Genomic DNA, 17,879 nt, shown 5'->3' with positions numbered 1-17,879 from the left:
TAATTATCCCCTGTATTTTTCAGGGGATATAATTTCAATATATTCTTAAACCGTCATTACAGTTTAAATTCAGCCCAAACAGGGGCATGATCAGATGGCTTTTCCATTCCACGAATATCATAATCAATACCCGTTGCAATACAATTATCGGCTAAACAGCGGCTTGCTAATAATAAATCGATACGTAAGCCTCTGTTATCATCAAACCCTTTAGAGCGATAATCAAACCACGAAAATTTATCTTCAATTTCAGGATGTTTTTCACGAAATGTATCGGTCAAACCCCAGCCCATTAATGTAGCGAGCCATTCACGTTCTTCAGGCAAAAATGAACATTTTCCTGTTTTTAGCCAACGCTTCATATTATTTTCGCCAATACCAATATCTTTATCGGTTGGGCTAATATTTAAATCCCCCATAATCAGTACTGGAGATGTAGGTTTTAGGTTTGTCGTAAGATAATTTTGCAGATCAGCATAGAACTTTTCTTTGGCTGGGAATTTAGTTTCATGATCACGGCTTTCACCTTGTGGGAAATAACCATTCATTACAGTAAGTAATCCTGCTGGTGTTTCGATATCAGCCATAATCATACGACGCTGGGCGTCATCATCGTCACCAGGAAAGCCTTTACGTACAGCAACAGGTTTTGCTTTAGTTAATAAGGCAACGCCATAATGACCTTTCTGTCCATGATAAAAAACGTGATAGCCCAAAGATCCGACTGATTCTAATGGAAACATATCATCATGAACTTTTGTTTCTTGGAGTCCGATAACATCGGGTTGGTGTTTTTCTATAATAGCTTCAAGTTGGTGAGGGCGAGCACGTAGGCCATTAATATTGAAAGAGACAAATTTCATGTGAATGTTAACCATTTATAAATTGAATAATAGAATTACTTATACTAACAGGAAGCTAGCGCTAATGTAAGTAAATATGATGCCAATAACAGGACTTATCAATGATTAAATAAGAGCAATTTATAGAATATTAAATAACAAATAAAATAATGATGTGATAATTTAATAAAAACAAGCATTCATGTAACAAAAAATATTAACTGAATAAAGTAGAAACATAAACTAATCTTTGATAGAAGAATGTAAGTATTGTCATTCTTTATATATAAAGAAATGTGAAAGAATGAATATAAACTTTCAAGTAATGATCATTTTTATTAGGGGGTGAAAATAAAAAGAATAAATTAACATTCATTTTTTATAAGAATATTTTTTTAAATTAATTAATTGGATTGTTTTCTTCAATATAGCAAAGGAATGGTGAAATATGTTTTTCTCTCGTAAATTAGAAGCCTTTATGGCAGTAGTAGAAAATGGATCTTTAAGCAAAGCAGCTCGTGTGATGAATCGTACTACACCGCCTGTTGCTAAGTCTATCAAGGACTTTGAAGCAGTACTGGGTAAGCGCCTATTTAAACGTGAAAAATTTGGTATGAGCTTAACTCAGGATGGGCTAGAGCTATACAATGATCTTAAATCACTTTATTTACAGGAAAAAGAGATTACTAAAAAACATACATTAGGGGTTATTAATAATAGTATTCATGTGTATTACGATTGGGGGAAAAGTTGTTATTTAACGGAGTTATATAAAGCGGCTAATAAAAATCAATCACATATAAATATAATGAGATTTTCAAAGGAAAATTTTGATGAAATATCTGATTATGATGGTAATACATTAATATTAAGTTCAGATAAAATTATTAGTGAAAAATTTAGTATGGTACATAAGATAGAAAATAAATATTTAGGTATCTGTTGTCGCCAAGATATGGCTTCAAAATTTGAAGGAAATATAAATAGCTTATTGAGTGATAATATTTGGTTATGTGATCCTGCTCTTTATAAAACATCAAAAATAAAAAATTTGGAGAATGAAATTGCACAAAAAACTAAAGCGGTCAGTATTAGGATGATGGATGATTTAAATTGCTGTTTAAATTTTATACAAACACACGATTCTATTTTATTAACAGATGAAAATCCGCTTAAGTATGATAATGATCAGTCACTGTGCTTTTTGGCGTTAACTCAAACAGAATTACGATACAGTTGTTACATTTATAAATCTAAATATCATTCAAGTGTACTAAATAGGTTTGTTGATTTAATTAAAAATATGCAGTGATAAGAGGTAAAACGTGGAGAAGAGATGGTGGTGGGAGAAGGATTCGAACCTTCGAAGTCTGTGACGGCAGATTTACAGTCTGCTCCCTTTGGCCGCTTGGGTATCCCACCAACATTTAATTTTGCTGCTGTCCGTGACAGCGGGCGCAATAATACCAAATACCGGAGATGTGTAAAGCGCTATTTTATCAAAAATAGATCAATCGCTGTAAAAATGTTCGCTTTGTTTAAGTTTCGTTCGCTATTGTGTTGATTTTAGACTAAATATTTAAATAGCAAAGTAATTAAATCAGTCTTAGATAAAAATAAAAAGCGGTATAACATTATACCGCTTATCTTTATTACCTAATCAAGGTGTTTAGATTAATTACCTAATCAAGGTGTTTAGATTATAAAATGATGGTTCTGTTGCCATAAACAAAAACGCGCTGTGATAAAACCCAATACAGCGCATGGCTTAATACATTTTTTTCAACATCACGGCCGGCTCTCATCATATCTTCAGCAGAGAATGTGTGGTCAACATTAATGACATTCTGAGTGATGATAGGGCCTTCATCTAAGTTATCATTCACATAGTGCGCTGTTGCACCAATAATTTTCACTCCACGCTCATAAGCTTGGTGATAAGGACGAGCACCAATAAATGCAGGTAAAAAAGAATGGTGAATATTGATAATTTGATTAGGATAGTTTTGAACAAATGCGGGGGTTAAAACACGCATGTATTTTGCTAATACAACATAATCAGGTTTGTATTGGTTAATTTGAGTTATCAGCTTCTCATCGTGTTGATCACGGGTTAGTCCTTCATGACTAACCAAATGAAAAGGAATACCGAATTGTTCTACGAGATGTTTTAATGTGTCGTGATTACCAATCACTGCGGCAATTTCAACATCCAAATCACCAAACGCGCTTTTCATGAGTAAATCACCCAAACAGTGCGCTTCTTTTGTCACCATAACAACAATGCGGCGGCGACCTGATGTATTAAGCTCACGCTGAGAGCCTTGTGGTAGTGCATCGTCTAAATCAGCAAGGAATGTCTCATCATTAAAGATACCTTCAAGTTCTGTACGCATAAAAAAGCGCCCAGTGCGGTGATCGACAAATTCACTATTTTGCACGATATTTAATTGATGTTTGTAGCAAATATTCGTGATTTTTGCGATAAGTCCTTTCGCATCAGGACAAATAGTTCTTAGTATTTTCTTTTGTGTATTTTGGTGTTGCATGTACGGATAAATCCTTTAATGATGTCTGTTTGCAATTATTTGTTGTTATTGTTCACAACATTTTTTGTATTTACGTCCTGAGCCACAAGGGCATGGATCGTTTCGACCTACTTTAGGTTTTACACCATCGATATAAAACCAACTATCATCTATTTTTGTAAAACGAGAACGCTCGTGTAGATATTGTTTATCATCGGTATTTATTTCAATAAAGCAAGCCGAGAATTCGACATAAGCTTCATTGTCTTTAGGGGATCCTTGTGAGGAAATAACATTTAGCCCTAGCCATTGTGTATTTGGAAATCCTGCAATTAACTCGTCGCGTAATGATTCTACACGACAAGAAGGGTGCCATGTTTTTATTAGGTAATCCGCATTATGAAAGACAAAAGCACAATAACGTGAACGCATTAATGCTTGTGCCGTGGGGGCGTTTTTATTGCCGAGCAGATAAGGTTCGCAGCATTCACTATAAGGTAACTGACTATTACAGGGGCATAGAATTGACAAAATGGTGTCCTAAATCACGTTTCACTTGACGAAATTCCGACGAAAGAGAAAAAAGTAACCTTTGGGAATAATTAACGTCGATGTTGAACTAAACTGATACTAATAATGTAACGCTAATTACACAGCAAGTGAAATGTTAGTTGCGGGAGCCGCCGATGAACAAGGCATTAGTGGGCAAAAAGATCTTAATAATTGATGATGAAGTTGTTTTTCGCACAATGCTGACGGAATACTTCTCACATGAAAAAGCCTGTGTTTATATGACTGATAATGGTAGTCAGGCACTCTCTTTGCTGGATGAAGGTTTAAAACCTGATCTTATTTTATGTGATATTAAAATGCCGATTATGGATGGCCCCACTTTTTTAACTCAGCTTGAACAACGTAAATGGTCTTTTCCGGTTATCGCTATTTCGTGTACTGATAATATGGCTGAAATTGATGAAATGTTGCGTTTAGGAGCTCAAGAAATATTTCTTAAGCCAGTAACAAATTTAAATAAGCTTAGGCAAAAAGTAATCGAAGTATTGTGTCCCGGTTTTTTTGAATCTGTATTAATTGAAGGCGTTCACTTAGCGCCACTTTGGAATAGCTTACGCCAAGATACTCATTATATTCAGTCATTCGTCAAACAGATGCAGCCCCAAGTAAAGCAAGTGGTCGCCGGTTATAGCGTTAATTATCGGCAATTAAATGATGCGCAACGAATGGGTTTATTATTTGATATTGCGCCACTCTCTAATAATCAAATTGTTTTTTATTGTGTTGATATTTCTCATGATGATGAACATGGGTTACTTGTCGCATTACTCTTACGAGTTGTATTTAATGATATATTAAAATCATCAGAAAAACATCGCACATTACCAAGCATGTATAATATGCTGAATAAACTCAATAAAATGCTACACGAGATAGGAGTGAAAGGGCCATTTCCCATTATGTTAGGTTATTATCATACTGAGAAAAAAAATATATTATTGGCATCTGCGGGATTACGAGCTGAAAATAAACGACTAGAGTTAAATAGTGGAATGCCATTAGGGACATTACAAGTTTTGTATATTAATCAAATAAAAAGTGAAGGAACAAATTGGCAATGCCGTGTTTGGGATAGCAAAAATCAGATTAAGTTAATGTTTTCTCCTATTCGTGAAAGTTAAATTTAGATTAAATAAAATGGTTTATTGCGCATATATTAAACATATATGAAGAACTATCTCAATTAAGTGTGAGGGCTCTGTTTATCCACAGATATTAACTGATATACTCTGGCGATTATTTTAAAAATGGCGTCATATCATAACAGAAAATATTTATGGCGCTTAACAGTAAGCTGTAGGAGAGTGTAATGTCATCAACTGTACGTAAAGTCAGAAAAGCGGTGATCCCTGTTGCTGGATTAGGAACAAGAATGTTACCCGCAACCAAGGCTATCCCGAAAGAGATGCTGCCAGTGGTTGACAAACCCCTTATCCAATATGTTGTTAATGAATGTATTGCTGCAGGTATTAATGAAATTGTACTTGTTACTCATTCATCTAAAAATTCAATTGAAAACCACTTTGATACTAGTTTTGAACTTGAAGCTATTCTAGAAAAAAGGGTTAAACGTCAATTGTTGGAAGAAGTACAAGGGATTTGTCCTAGTCACGTAACGATAATGCAAACTCGTCAGGGAATAGCAAAAGGATTAGGCCATGCTATTTTGTGTGCCAAACCTTTAGTCGGCGATGAACCTTTCGCTGTTATCCTGCCAGATGTTATTTTAGATAGATACAGTGCTGATTTATCCAAGGTTAATTTAAAAGAGATGCTTTCTCATTTTGAACAAACCGGTGCTAGTCAAATTCTTGTAGAGCCAGTGCCAGAAGATGAAGTCTCTAATTACGGTATCGTAGATTGCATGGGTGCTACATTACAACCAGGCGATAGTAAACCTATTACTCGCGTTGTAGAAAAACCAAAGAAAGAAGAAGCACCTTCTAACTTATCTATAGTTGGGCGTTATGTGTTATCTGAAAATATTTGGCCTTTATTAGCCAAAACGGCACCAGGTGCAGGTGATGAAATCCAGCTAACAGATGCAATTGCTATGCTAATAGAGAAAGAGCCTGTAGAAGCCTATCATTTACAAGGCAAAAGCCATGATTGTGGTAATAAATTAGGCTATATGAAAGCGTTTGTTGAATACGGTGTACAGCATGAAGAGTTTGGTGAAGACTTTGCTCAATGGATCAAATCATTGAAGATATAAGGTTTCCTGCTGTTCTAGAGATACACTCAAGCAGATAAATTTTATCGCATCATAATTTTCGTAGATAATTGATGCGATAATTTTTTATTTTTGCTAGAACTCTGGAAAATTAACGTGCGAGCGATTAAGGTATTGACCGCATTCTCTTTGATGTGCGTTAAGCGTTATGATGTTTATGAAGATGATATTAAACATGATAACGTTGAACGTATGAAAATCATTAATCAGGTTCTTTGAGTGGTAATATGAAAATATTGGTAACAGGTGCCGCTGGTTTTATCGGCTCTCATTTAAGTCAGCGATTGGTAAATATGGGTTATCATGTCGTTGGGATAGATAATCTAAATGATTATTATGATGTTCGATTAAAAGAAGCGCGTTTAGCTAAATTGAATGCTCTTGAAAACTTTCAATTTGAGAAAGTTGACCTTGTAGATTCACAAGAAATAGCACAATTATTTGCGGCATATAAATTTGATCGCGTTATTCATCTCGCCGCTCAGCCTGGTGTTCGTTATTCTATTGAGAATCCGATGGCATATATTGATGCTAATATTATCGGGCACATTAATATATTAGAAGGGTGTCGTCATAGTAAAGTTGAGCATCTTATTTACTCATCTTCCAGTTCTGTATATGGCTTAAATCAAAAACAACCATTTTCAACTGAAGATTCTGTTGATCATCCAGTTTCATTATATGCGGCAACTAAAAAAGCTAATGAGTTAATGTCTCATAGCTATTCACACCTTTATCAATTACCTACAACGGGATTACGTTTTTTCACTGTTTATGGTCCGTGGGGTCGCCCTGATATGGCATTATTTAAGTTTACAAAAGCGATGATCGCGGGTGAACCTATTGATGTTTATAACGGTGGAAATATGACGCGAGATTTTACTTACGTTGATGATATTGTCGAATCAGTTGTTCGTCTTATTAATATTATTCCGCAAAAAGACGATAAGTGGACAGTTGAAAAAGGGGAAACATCCTCAAGTTCTGCACCTTATAAAATATATAATGTTGGGAATGGTCAGCCAACTAAGTTAATGGATTTTATTAAGGCGATAGAGAAATCATTAGGTATTAAAGCCAAATTAAATTTAATGCCAATGCAAGATGGTGATGTACTTTCTACTTGTGCTGATTGCGAAGATTTATCTAATAAAACGGGTTTTTCTCCTAATACATCTGTTGAATACGGTGTGAGTCAGTTCGTTGATTGGTATCTAAGTTATTATCATAACAAAAACTAATATACTTTTTGTTATATAAAATAAAAAGGAGCTTTAAAAGCTCCTTTTTCATTATAGATAAATATTTATAACGCATTCATCTATTCTCTATTTTCCTGACTATATCTATTAAGAAATAACATCAGCACATATTAAAATTAAACACTTGTTTAATAGGAAATAGCCAACAATAAAATACCCTTTTAAATTTTTAAAAGGGTATTTCAAATAGAGAATTGACTTAAATTAGATAAGGAAATCGTCTAATGATTTGCCTTCTTCATCAATAGCACGTTTGATTACAGCTGGTGTACGACCTTGGCCAGTCCAAGTTTTAGTTTCACCATTTTCATCAACGTAAGAATATTTAGCAGGGCGAGCAGCGCGTTTAGCACGGCCAGTCTTATTAACTGCATTTGCTTCTAAAAGATCAGTTGGATCAATTCCAGCTTCTTCTAACATTTCACGGTATTTTTGTAATTTCTGTACGCGCTCTTCTTCAGCTGCTTTTTCTAATGAGAATTCTTCACGACGCTCATTAACGACAACTTCGAGTTTTTCCAGCATTTCTTCTAAAGTTTCTAAAGAAGTTTCTCTTGCCTGTGCGCGGAGAGTACGGATGTTATTTAATATTTTTAAAGATTCGCTCATTTTCCTGGTCTCAAATAAATGTTGTTGGCTGATGTAATACTAATAATAGATTGCTATTTAAATTTCTGCAATAGCTAAATACAAACCTAACGTAAAATTTCTTTTTTCTAAAGTAATATCTTTACAAAAAAAATATTAAAAGTTGAGGCATCTTTAGTCAATAAAGGAAATATTAGTAAGGAAATGCATCTTTTAACTGATGATAACGCTAATGTAAAAGAATAGAAAGCTTTGTTCATTTTTTTATAATAATGGACTTTTTTCTATAAATGCATTAAGACTAACTTTCATACTTTAATAAGCGTATATCAAGGATTGTTTTAATATGTTAAGTACTTATTAAGGCTATTTATTTTTTATACAAAGATTAGGGCTATCTACTATCTACATCTTTTTAAGGTATATTGAAAATACAAATAAAGGTAATAAATAGTTGTTATTGAAAATTTGCAGTTTGTTTATGTTAAACTGTCGCTCGCCATAATAAACACTATTTAGGGAGAGAGCTGATGGCTCAGCTTTACTTTTATTATTCAGCTATGAATGCTGGAAAATCAACATCTTTATTGCAATCTTCTTATAACTATAATGAACGAGGAATGCGGACACTGATTTTCACAGCAGCTATTGATACACGCTTTGCAAAGGGAAAAATCAGCTCAAGAATAGGATTAAGTGCGGATGCACGGCTATTTAGCGATGATATGAATATTAGGGATGTTATTGTTGCGGAGAATAACAAAGAGGCTATTCATTGTGTATTGATTGATGAATGCCAATTCTTAAGTAAGGCACACGTAGAACAGCTTTGTGAAATAACAGATAGCTATGATATTCCTGTGCTCACTTATGGCTTAAGAACTGATTTCAGAGGTGAGCTTTTCACAGGAAGTGCTTATTTATTAGCATGGGCTGATAAGCTTGTAGAACTAAAAACAGTCTGCTATTGCGGGCGAAAAGCAAATAAAGTATTGCGTTTAGATAATGAAGGGAATGTACTTTCAGATGGTGACCAAGTTGAAATTGGTGGAAATGAAAAATATGTTTCAGTATGTCGTAAACATTATACGCAAGCAACGCTAAAGGGGAGCATCGAACAAGAGTAGCCTACTTATTTCCCCCTCTTTTGCTAAATAATAATGACACGAGAGGGGAATAAAAATAACTAATAACTAATAAATAAAAATCTTACTTTATCAGAGCTAAAAATAGTTTATCTATTACTTTATTTTAGTTGTTTTATTGCTTCTTTTTATATCAAGTTTATTCAGCAATAATTTCTGGGTGTAAAAAAATGTTAGTTTTTACCTAGAAATGTTTATTTGCTTAAGAAATTTCATTATCTTTAATCAAGAAAAAGATAATCAAATCGATTTATGCTGTTTGTTTTGTGATGCTGATATTGTTTTTTACAAATGATACTAATGATATACATTTGATGTATTCATATTATTCATAGTTTAATGAAATTGGATAAAGATAACTATATACACAAATTTCTTGTTTTTCCCTTACGCTTAATGGTGTGAAATTTTTATATCATTACCTACGTATTCGTTAAATGAATTATTTGAAATGATCAGTTTTTAAATAAATTTACAAATGTGATAAACATATCTGCTCAAACGCCGCTATCTCCACTACTACTAAAGTAGTATTTAGTGGTAAGGATTGAACAAATAACCTTGTATATTGGTGATGATAAACTTTAAATATAGAGAGAAATTTTTTCGCTAATATATTATTGAAATGTTGTTATTGATGAGAATATGCCACAGCTCATTCCTGAAATTTTTTCGTTAAATTTATTGTTTACTTTATTTGATTGTACATGCTCGTTTTAAAAGATCTTTTTTTGGTGCTAACGTCCTTTTTCGTGGTTTTAGTGTCGATATTGCCATAAGTCAAATATTAAGCCTTATATTGCATGGGTTATGCTCTTGGCTTTATTTTTATAGATAAAATAGGGAATGAATTTGATGAAACAAGAAAGTAACAAATAAGTATGGCCATAAAATTAAGACCGCAAGTTGATAGCTTAAAGAACTAATCACCGTTAACACATTTTTCATCTGACAGGGTATAAACAAGTATTATAAAAATAACGGCTATCTAATTACGATGTAAAAAGAATAAAAATTGAATAGTAAATGCAAAATACGACGAGCGAGGAAAGGCAACAACTTACTGTAATCGATTCTATGGCAATTGTTGTCATTATCTAGGGCAAAACTATGACTTACTTAATAAAGCGTTTAACATTAATTACAACGCTTTTTATCACTAGTGAATTATAGAGTGGTAATTATCAACAGATAAAATGCAATTTACATACGTATAAACACTTACTTTTAGGCAGCTATGTAAGATGCCATGCTCGCGATAACTTATTTAGATATAAAAGAAAACCCAGCCTTTAAGCTGGGTTTTTATTAATCAAAAATATGAGGGGTATTCTGAACACAGAATCTTTCGATTATTTCTTATTACTTTTTTTCGTAACTTTAGCTTCTTCTTTTACTTCTACTTCTAAATGTTCGCTAAATTCACGGCCATAGTAAGTATCAAGTAATAATTGTTTTAATTCAGAAATCAGCGGATAACGTGGGTTAGCGCCAGTACATTGGTCATCGAATGCATCTTCAGATAACTTATCTACTTTCGCTAAGAAATCACTTTCTTGAACGCCCGCTTCACGAATAGAAGATGGAATACCTAATGAAGATTTCATCTCTTCTAACCATGCTAATAATTTTTCAATTTTAGCTGCGGTGCGATCTCCTGGTGCTGATAGCTCTAAGTGGTCGGCAATTTCAGCATAACGACGACGCGCTTGAGGGCGGTCATATTGGCTAAATGCAGTCTGTTTAGTTGGATTATCATTAGCGTTATAACGAATAACGTTAGAGATAAGTAGGGCATTTGCTAAACCGTGTGGAATATGGAACTCTGAGCCCAATTTGTGCGCCATTGAGTGACAAACCCCAAGGAATGCGTTCGCAAATGCAATACCTGCAATCGTTGCCGCATTATGAACACGCTCACGAGCAACTGGGTTTTTAGCTCCTTCATGGTAGCTTGCTGGCAGATATTCTTTCAGCAATTTCAGTGCTTGCAACGCTTGTCCATCAGAATATTCATTCGCTAATACAGAAACATAAGCTTCTAATGCGTGAGTTACTGCATCTAAACCACCAAATGCACACAGTGATTTAGGCATATTCATCACCAAGTTAGCATCTACAATCGCCATATCTGGTGTTAATGCGTAGTCTGCTAATGGATATTTTTGGCCTGTTTCATCATCAGTAACAACCGCAAACGGAGTAACTTCAGAACCAGTACCCGAAGTGGTTGTGATTGCAACCATTTGTGCTTTTACGCCCATTTTAGGGAATTTATAGATACGTTTACGGATATCCATAAAGCGTAACGCTAATTCTTCAAAATGAGTTTCTGGATGCTCATACATAACCCACATGATTTTAGCCGCATCCATTGGTGAACCACCACCTAATGCGATAATCACATCGGGCTTGAAGCTATGCATTTGCTCAGCACCTTTACGTACAACACTTAAGGTTGGATCTGCTTCAACTTCAAAGAAAATTTCAGTTTCAACACCAAATTTTTTCAGTACACGCGTTACTTCATCAACATAACCATTATTAAATAAGAAACTATCGGTTACGATGAAAGCACGTTTTTTACCGTCACTTGCGATTTCTTCCAGCGCGATAGGTAAACAACCACGGCGGAAATAGATAGATTTAGGAAGTTTATGCCACAACATATTCTCTGCTCTTTTCGCCACGGTTTTAGTGTTGATAAGGTGTTTAGGCCCTACGTTTTCAGAAATGGAGTTGCCACCCCATGAACCACAGCCTAGCGTCAGAGAAGGTGCAAGTTTAAAGTTATACAAGTCACCGATACCGCCTTGAGAAGCAGGGGTATTAATTAGAATACGTGAAGTCTTCATTTTGTCGCCAAAATAGGCAACATGTTCAGGTTGGTTATCTTGGTCTGTATATAAACAAGAAGTATGGCCAATACCGCCCATCTCAACTAATTTTTCAGCAATGTGTACCGCACTTTCAAATGTTTCAGCATGATACATCGCTAATAGTGGCGATAATTTTTCGTGAGCAAAAGGTTCTGCTGGCGTTGTTTCTTTCACTTCACCAATCAGAATTTTGGTATTTGCCGGTACAGTGATGCCCGCCATTTCTGCAATTTTTGTTGCCGGTTGACCTACGATAGCGGCGTTTAAGTTACCGTCTTTTAAGATGATATCTTGAACTGCTTTTAAGTCTTTACCCGTTAAAATGTAACCGCCATGAGTAGAGAAGCGTTCACGAACTTGTTTATAAACGCTGTCTACCACGATAACAGATTGTTCTGACGCACAAATAACACCATTATCAAAGGTTTTAGACATGAGAATGGAGGCGACAGCACGTTTGACATCCGCAGAATCATCAATAACAACAGGTGTATTACCTGCACCTACACCAATGGCTGGTTTACCTGAGCTATAAGCCGCTTTTACCATACCAGGACCACCTGTCGCTAAGATCAGGTTTATATCGTCATGGTGCATTAATGCGTTAGAAAGAGCGACTGAAGGTTCATCGATCCAGCCAATAATATCTTTTGGTGCACCCGCTGCGATAGCTGCTTTTAATACGATTTCAGCTGCGCGGTTAGTGGCTAATTTTGCACGTGGATGTGGCGAGAAAATAATACCATTACGCGTTTTTAAGCTGATAAGTGCTTTAAAAATCGCGGTAGAAGTTGGATTGGTTGTTGGGACAATACCACAAATAATACCGATAGGTTCAGCAATGGTCATTGTGCCATAAGTTAAATCTTCAGATAAAATCCCGCAGGTTTTTTCATCTTTATAAGCATTGTAGATATACTCAGAAGCAAAGTGGTTTTTAATCACTTTATCTTCGATAATACCCATGCCAGACTCTTCAACAGCCAATTTTGCAAGAGGGATACGAGCATCAGCAGCGGCTAGTGCAGCGGCACGGAAAATCGCATCAACTTGTTCTTGCGAGAAGTTAGCAAATTCAAGCTGAGCTTTTTTTACACGAGCAACCAAATCATTGAGTTCAGTAACGTTAGTTACAGACATAAAGAGACTCCTGATAAAATGTTAAACTTTTTAAGCAAATTAGCTGTTTAAATCAACACTAATAAGAATAGCCCAGATAAGGGGCAATGTACTTATTTATGTAATAATAATTAGCCGCCCTAATTTGCTTAAAAAGCTCAGAAAAAACAATAACCAACGCAAATATATTTTCAAATTGGATTTCTTTTTCCTATTGATAACAGCTTACCATCTTTCTAATTAATTAACGTGATTTAAGTCACAAAAAACACAAGCTGACACCTTTCAGCAGGGCTTTTTATGATAATGATTATCATTTTCTTATAAAGTTAAACTATTTTTTTGTAGTAAGCTTTATTTGAATATAAAATTAAATCACTACAATGAGATCTGTTTACCAGAGAAAATCTTAGGTAAAAACTTGTTAACTAATAGAATTAACTGGTTTATTGATTTAAAGTAACGCGCATTTTTGTAGTTATTTTATCGTGAGTAGAATAATTCGCATGTTTATTAGCCAAGAAGGGGCTTTTCATGGGGTCACTGCTGGATTTATCCGGTTATATAAAATTTTTTGTTGGTCTTTTTGCTATTGTAAACCCAGTTGGGATCTTGCCTGTCTTTATTAGTATGACAAGTTATCAAACTGATGCAGGACGTAATAAAACTAATTTGATTGCAAATGGCTCCGTTGCCATCATTTTAGTTACCTCTCTTTTAGTCGGGGACTCTATCCTGAATATTTTTGGTATTTCTATCGATTCATTTAGGATAGCAGGAGGAATGCTCATTGTTACTATCGCAATGACTATGATTAATGGGCGTTTAGGAGAAGATAAACAAAATAATCAAGAACGGAATGAATCAGCGGTGCGTAGTAGTGTTGCTGTTGTTCCTCTAGCATTACCCTTGATGGCGGGGCCTGGGGCTATTAGTTCTTGTATTGTTTGGAGCTCTCGCTGGGAAGGTTTTACTAACTTTTTAGGATTAGCCGCAACCAGTATTTTTTTCGCATTCTGTTGTTGGTTACTTTTCCGCAGTGCGACGTTATTAGTAAAATATTTAGGACAAACGGGCATTAACGTAGTGACTCGTATAATGGGCTTATTATTAATGTCTTTAGGTATTGAATTTATTGTTACCGGTTTACGTTCTATTTTTCCGGGATTATTAGTCTAAACACAGTGTAGTTGCATTAAAAAGAGCAGTATAAATCCCACCCATACTGCTCTTGTTTTTTCTTTTATTTACTTTTCTTTAATGACTATCAAGGCGATGGATCCCTTGTGACAACGCCTCTCTATCATAATGTCGTGTTAATTCACCATTCTCCATTAATGCGGCTCTATCAGACATATGAGCAATAACATCAGCATCATGGCTTACGAGTAAATAGGTCATATTATGCTGTTTTTTTAGTTCATTAAGCAGATTGAGTATTTCTGCTTGAACAGACATATCCAACGCCGATGTTGGCTCATCCAGTAACAATAATTGCGGCTGCAATAATAAAGCCCTTGCTATTGCAACGCGTTGACGTTGACCACCAGAAAGTTGATGTGGATAACGACTAACGATATCTGCTGGCAAACCAACTTGCTCTAATGCATGACTAATTGTTGAATGATCAAATGGAATTTGATGGATTTTTAATGGCTCTGAAAATGCGCGTTCAATACGATGTTGTGGATGCAACGAAGCATAAGGATCTTGAAACACCATTTGCACATTACGTCGTAATCTACCCTGAAAACGTTGGTGAGGCTGAATAGATTGCCCTAATAGCGATATGTCCCCTTGCCATTGGCGCAATAGCCCAGCAATAACCCGTAAAACCGTTGATTTACCACAACCAGAGCGGCCAATAAGGCTAAAAGTTTCACCTTGTTTTACTTGCAAATTAATATTATTAACAACTTGCTTAATTTGTCTTCCCTGTTCAAAGCGGATCTGTAAGTTATGAATATCAATCAGCATGATAGAGCCCCTTGAAATTAAGCGTTCTATCTAATACAGGTAACTCAGTACCATAGGTTTTTGCACTGGGTCTGCATGTCCAGAGTGTACGCGTGTAGGGATGCGTTGCTTCTGGTAATGTTTTTGCGCTGAGTTCATCAACTTGCTCACCTTGATACATCACCATTACGCGTTCGCAATATTCTGATACCAGCGGTAAATCATGGCTGATTAACAACAATCCCATTTTACGTTGTTCGCACTGTGTAATGATTAATTCAAGAATTTGGTGGCGTAACTGTGCATCTAGCGCTGAAGTCGGTTCATCAGCAATCAAAATGGTGGGATTATTAATTAGCGCGATAGCAATCATCGCTCGTTGTCCCATACCGCCCGATAATTCACCCGGATAACGATAAATATTTTGCTCAGGTAATCCCACCGCTAACAGTGTTTCGATGATTAATTGATGTCTATCTTGATGAGAGAGCGTTTGATGTAGTTTGACTGATTCATCGATTTGCTGATAGATGGTTTTTACAGGATTAAGTGCGTAACGAGGATCTTGCAATATCATTGAGATTGTTTTGCCGCGCACGTTATTCCATTGTCGAGGAGAATAATTCAGTAAATTCTCACCTGCTAACATTAATTTATTTGCGCTAACTTTTCCCGGTTTGCGCACTAATCCCATTAGGGATCGTGCTGTCATTGATTTTCCTGAGCCAGATTCACCAACAAGAGCTAAGCGTTCTTGCCCTAATGAAAATGAAACATTATTTACCACTCTTGCGCTTGGATAATCAATACAGAGTTTGTCTACCTCAATTAAAGGCGTATTACTCATTAGCATCTCCTAATAAATCACGTAAGCCATCACCCAACAGATTAAAAGCAAGGCTACTGATTAAAATCGCCGCGCCGGGGATTGCAGCAACCCACCATTGATCAAAAATAACCGGCATACCTTCTGCAATCATGGCTCCCCATTCAGCCATAGGCGGGCGAGCGCCTAACCCAAGAAAACCTAATCCAGCCGCCGCAAGAATAATAACCGCAAGATTTAACGCCAAACGGACTATTGCCGAAGGAAGGCATAGGGGTAATATGTGCCCCCAAAGTAACCGAAAACCCTTAATTCCCATCATTTCAGCAGCGGCTAAATAATCACTATTGCGCAAGTGTTGAATTTCACTGCGCGCTTGTCTGGCATAAGCCGGCCATGCCGTAAGTGCTAAAGCAAGCGCGCCATTAAGCAGACCTGGGCCAAGCATTGCGACAAAAGCAAACGCTAAAATAAGCGAGGGCATCGACATTACAATATCGGTAAAACGCATCAAAATACGTTCTGTCCAACCACCATAATAACCAGACAAAATACCAATCAATAAACCCAATGGTAGGGTGATAAGCGCAACAAGTCCCACTAGACCTAACATAGGACGAGTACCGTAAATCACACGAGAAAGAATATCGCGACCATAGTTATCAGTGCCCAACCAATGTTGAGCATTAGGAGCAAGTAATCGCTGAGCTGCATTTTGCCAATTGGGATCTTGTGGTGCCAACCAAGGTGCAAATAATGCAATAGCAAATAATAAAATCAGCAGTAATAAACCGATTAAGGCTGAAGGAGATCGCGCTATTTTAGTTAGAAATCGAGTTAACATTAGCGAAGCCTCGGATCAGTTAAACGAATAAGCATATCCGTCATATTATTAATAAAAACAAAGCAAAGCCCGATCACCAATGTTCCACCCATAATCGCAGTAGCATCGCCAGCAAATAGCGCTGTTGTGAGATATCGACCAATACCCGGCCAAGAAAATACTGTTTCTGTTAATACCGCACCTTCTAGCATGCTAGTGTAAGAAAGGGCAATAATAGTCATTAATACCCCGCGGATATTAGGTAAAACATGAGTAAAAAGAATACGTAATTCACTCACACCTTTTGCTCTAGCTAAAGTGACATACTCTTTATCCATCTCATTTAGACAGGCAGATCGAGTTAATCGCGTAATAGAAGCTAATGCAAAATAGGCAAGCAAAGAAACAGGTAAAATAAGGTGTGAGATAGCATTAAAAAAAGCATCTTTATCGCCCGCAAGCAAAGTATCTATTAATGCAAATCCAGTTACAGGCTCGATAGTGAACTGATAAATATCATCTAATCGACCGGGGCCGGCTGTCCACTGTAGTGTGGCATAAAAAATAAGTAGTAAAATAAGACCTAACCAAAATACAGGAACTGAACTGCCTAATAACGTAAAAATACGTAAGATGAAATCGAGTGGAGTACCGACAAAACGCGCGCACAACACACCAAATAAAATGCCTAAACTCGCCCCAATAAGCAAAGCTACCGTGGCTAATTCAAGCGTCGCTGGAAATGTGGTCAATAGATCGTCGATAACCGGTTGTCCAGTTGAGGTTGCTGTTCCTAACTGCCCCTCTAATAATGCGGCAACATAATGAAAAAATTGGCTGTAAATCGGTAAGTCTAACCCTAATTCGTGTTTTACCTGATTGTATGTCTCGATACTGGCGTGATCGCCAACAATTTGCAGCACAGGATCAACAGGAGAAAATGACGAAAGGGTAAAGGTGATGATAAGTAACCCTAATAGGGTTAGTATCAGAGTTAATAATCCTTGAGCAAAGGTTATCAACTGGCTTTTTAGGCGAGAAGGTAAAGCAATAGCAGTATTCATACAGCAATAGCCTAATTAAATAACAGAATAAATGACAAAAA

16 protein-coding genes and 1 tRNA gene are annotated in these 17,879 nt (G+C 36.1%); 7 read left to right on the top strand and 10 right to left on the bottom strand.

Translation table 11 applies throughout. The features are described from left to right. Window positions 1-56: 56 nt before the first annotated feature. Window positions 57-863, bottom strand: coding sequence for an exodeoxyribonuclease III (gene xthA / locus M997_RS10930; protein WP_064720148.1), 807 nt, complete (start codon window positions 861-863; stop codon window positions 57-59). A 427-nt stretch (window positions 864-1,290) separates the two neighbouring features. Between xthA and M997_RS10925 the strand changes: the two genes are divergently transcribed. After that, complete coding sequence (locus tag M997_RS10925) at window positions 1,291-2,154, top strand: LysR family transcriptional regulator (protein WP_064720147.1); 864 nt, start codon at window positions 1,291-1,293, stop codon at window positions 2,152-2,154. 25 nt (window positions 2,155-2,179) lie between these two features. On the opposite strand, the gene M997_RS10920 is transcribed toward M997_RS10925, so the two are convergent. From M997_RS10920 to M997_RS10910, 3 genes are all read right to left on the bottom strand, one after another. Beyond that, window positions 2,180-2,264, bottom strand: a tRNA-Tyr gene (locus tag M997_RS10920). Window positions 2,265-2,542: 278 nt separating this feature from the next. Further along, window positions 2,543-3,391, bottom strand: a complete 849-nt coding sequence (gene purU / locus M997_RS10915; protein ID WP_064720146.1) for a formyltetrahydrofolate deformylase — start codon at window positions 3,389-3,391, stop codon at window positions 2,543-2,545. Window positions 3,392-3,436: 45 nt separating this feature from the next. Further along, a complete protein-coding gene (locus M997_RS10910; RefSeq protein WP_064720145.1) occupies window positions 3,437-3,901 on the bottom strand; it encodes a YchJ family protein in 465 nt (154 codons plus the stop codon). Between the two features lie 155 nt (window positions 3,902-4,056). Here M997_RS10910 and rssB point away from each other — a divergent pair, with 155 nt between their 5' ends. The 4 genes from rssB (at window position 4,057) to M997_RS10895 (ending at window position 7,417) form a co-directional block, all read left to right on the top strand. Then, window positions 4,057-5,064: a two-component system response regulator RssB gene (rssB, locus tag M997_RS10905; RefSeq protein ID WP_064720144.1), complete on the top strand. Its 1,008-nt coding sequence runs from the start codon at window positions 4,057-4,059 to the stop codon at window positions 5,062-5,064. Between the two features lie 188 nt (window positions 5,065-5,252). Then, window positions 5,253-6,158 (top strand): UTP--glucose-1-phosphate uridylyltransferase GalU, encoded by a 906-nt coding sequence (gene galU / locus M997_RS10900; RefSeq protein WP_064720142.1) that lies wholly within the window; start codon window positions 5,253-5,255, stop codon window positions 6,156-6,158. A 114-nt stretch (window positions 6,159-6,272) separates the two neighbouring features. Continuing rightward, window positions 6,273-6,395, top strand: coding sequence for a hypothetical protein (locus M997_RS17860; protein ID WP_275658103.1), 123 nt, complete (start codon window positions 6,273-6,275; stop codon window positions 6,393-6,395). Between the two features lie 8 nt (window positions 6,396-6,403). Further along, window positions 6,404-7,417: an NAD-dependent epimerase gene (locus M997_RS10895; protein WP_064720140.1), complete on the top strand. Its 1,014-nt coding sequence runs from the start codon at window positions 6,404-6,406 to the stop codon at window positions 7,415-7,417. A 225-nt stretch (window positions 7,418-7,642) separates the two neighbouring features. Here M997_RS10895 and hns read toward each other — a convergent pair whose 3' ends face one another. Beyond that, window positions 7,643-8,047 (bottom strand): histone-like nucleoid-structuring protein H-NS, encoded by a 405-nt coding sequence (hns, locus tag M997_RS10890; protein ID WP_064720138.1) that lies wholly within the window; start codon window positions 8,045-8,047, stop codon window positions 7,643-7,645. A 509-nt stretch (window positions 8,048-8,556) separates the two neighbouring features. Between hns and M997_RS10885 the strand changes: the two genes are divergently transcribed. Next, entirely contained in the window at window positions 8,557-9,153 is a 597-nt protein-coding gene (locus M997_RS10885) for a thymidine kinase (RefSeq protein WP_064720137.1), read from the top strand. A gap of 1,370 nt (window positions 9,154-10,523) precedes the next feature. Here the strand turns inward: M997_RS10885 and adhE are convergent. After that, entirely contained in the window at window positions 10,524-13,190 is a 2,667-nt protein-coding gene (gene adhE / locus M997_RS10880; RefSeq protein WP_064720136.1) for a bifunctional acetaldehyde-CoA/alcohol dehydrogenase, read from the bottom strand. A 513-nt stretch (window positions 13,191-13,703) separates the two neighbouring features. Between adhE and M997_RS10875 the strand changes: the two genes are divergently transcribed. Next, window positions 13,704-14,348: a YchE family NAAT transporter gene (locus tag M997_RS10875; RefSeq protein ID WP_064720135.1), complete on the top strand. Its 645-nt coding sequence runs from the start codon at window positions 13,704-13,706 to the stop codon at window positions 14,346-14,348. Window positions 14,349-14,426: 78 nt separating this feature from the next. Here the strand turns inward: M997_RS10875 and M997_RS10870 are convergent, their stop codons facing one another. The 4 genes from M997_RS10870 to M997_RS10855 are packed head-to-tail and all read right to left on the bottom strand — an operon-like array spanning window position 14,427 to window position 17,838. Beyond that, a complete protein-coding gene (locus M997_RS10870; RefSeq protein ID WP_192876360.1) occupies window positions 14,427-15,149 on the bottom strand; it encodes an ABC transporter ATP-binding protein in 723 nt (240 codons plus the stop codon). Beyond that, window positions 15,136-15,972, bottom strand: coding sequence for an ABC transporter ATP-binding protein (locus M997_RS10865; protein ID WP_064720133.1), 837 nt, complete (start codon window positions 15,970-15,972; stop codon window positions 15,136-15,138). The genes M997_RS10870 and M997_RS10865 overlap by 14 nt, the downstream gene beginning before the upstream one ends. After that, window positions 15,965-16,795 carry an ABC transporter permease gene (locus M997_RS10860; protein ID WP_064720132.1) on the bottom strand — a complete coding sequence of 277 codons (831 nt, stop codon included), beginning with the start codon at window positions 16,793-16,795 and terminating at the stop codon, window positions 15,965-15,967. Before M997_RS10860 ends, M997_RS10865 begins: the two co-directional genes overlap by 8 nt. Continuing rightward, window positions 16,795-17,838 (bottom strand): ABC transporter permease, encoded by a 1,044-nt coding sequence (locus M997_RS10855; RefSeq protein ID WP_064720131.1) that lies wholly within the window; start codon window positions 17,836-17,838, stop codon window positions 16,795-16,797. Before M997_RS10855 ends, M997_RS10860 begins: the two co-directional genes overlap by 1 nt. Between the last annotated feature and the right edge of the window lie 41 nt (window positions 17,839-17,879).

Source organism: Proteus hauseri ATCC 700826, assembly GCF_001654965.1.
GTDB classification, from domain to species: domain Bacteria; phylum Pseudomonadota; class Gammaproteobacteria; order Enterobacterales; family Enterobacteriaceae; genus Proteus; species Proteus hauseri.
Note: the sequence above shows the minus strand (reverse complement) of the source record. Positions and strands in the feature narration are given on the sequence as shown.

Coding starts and splice junctions, on each gene's coding strand:
- xthA (WP_064720148.1), bottom strand. CDS start 863: ATGAAATTTGTCTCTTTCAATATTAATGGCCTACGTGCTCGCCCTCAC.
- M997_RS10925 (WP_064720147.1), top strand. CDS start 1,291: ATGTTTTTCTCTCGTAAATTAGAAGCCTTTATGGCAGTAGTAGAAAAT.
- purU (WP_064720146.1), bottom strand. CDS start 3,391: ATGCAACACCAAAATACACAAAAGAAAATACTAAGAACTATTTGTCCT.
- rssB (WP_064720144.1), top strand. CDS start 4,057: ATGAACAAGGCATTAGTGGGCAAAAAGATCTTAATAATTGATGATGAA.
- galU (WP_064720142.1), top strand. CDS start 5,253: ATGTCATCAACTGTACGTAAAGTCAGAAAAGCGGTGATCCCTGTTGCT.
- M997_RS10895 (WP_064720140.1), top strand. CDS start 6,404: ATGAAAATATTGGTAACAGGTGCCGCTGGTTTTATCGGCTCTCATTTA.
- hns (WP_064720138.1), bottom strand. CDS start 8,047: ATGAGCGAATCTTTAAAAATATTAAATAACATCCGTACTCTCCGCGCA.
- M997_RS10885 (WP_064720137.1), top strand. CDS start 8,557: ATGGCTCAGCTTTACTTTTATTATTCAGCTATGAATGCTGGAAAATCA.
- adhE (WP_064720136.1), bottom strand. CDS start 13,190: ATGTCTGTAACTAACGTTACTGAACTCAATGATTTGGTTGCTCGTGTA.
- M997_RS10875 (WP_064720135.1), top strand. CDS start 13,704: ATGGGGTCACTGCTGGATTTATCCGGTTATATAAAATTTTTTGTTGGT.
- M997_RS10865 (WP_064720133.1), bottom strand. CDS start 15,972: ATGAGTAATACGCCTTTAATTGAGGTAGACAAACTCTGTATTGATTAT.
- M997_RS10860 (WP_064720132.1), bottom strand. CDS start 16,795: ATGTTAACTCGATTTCTAACTAAAATAGCGCGATCTCCTTCAGCCTTA.
- M997_RS10855 (WP_064720131.1), bottom strand. CDS start 17,838: ATGAATACTGCTATTGCTTTACCTTCTCGCCTAAAAAGCCAGTTGATA.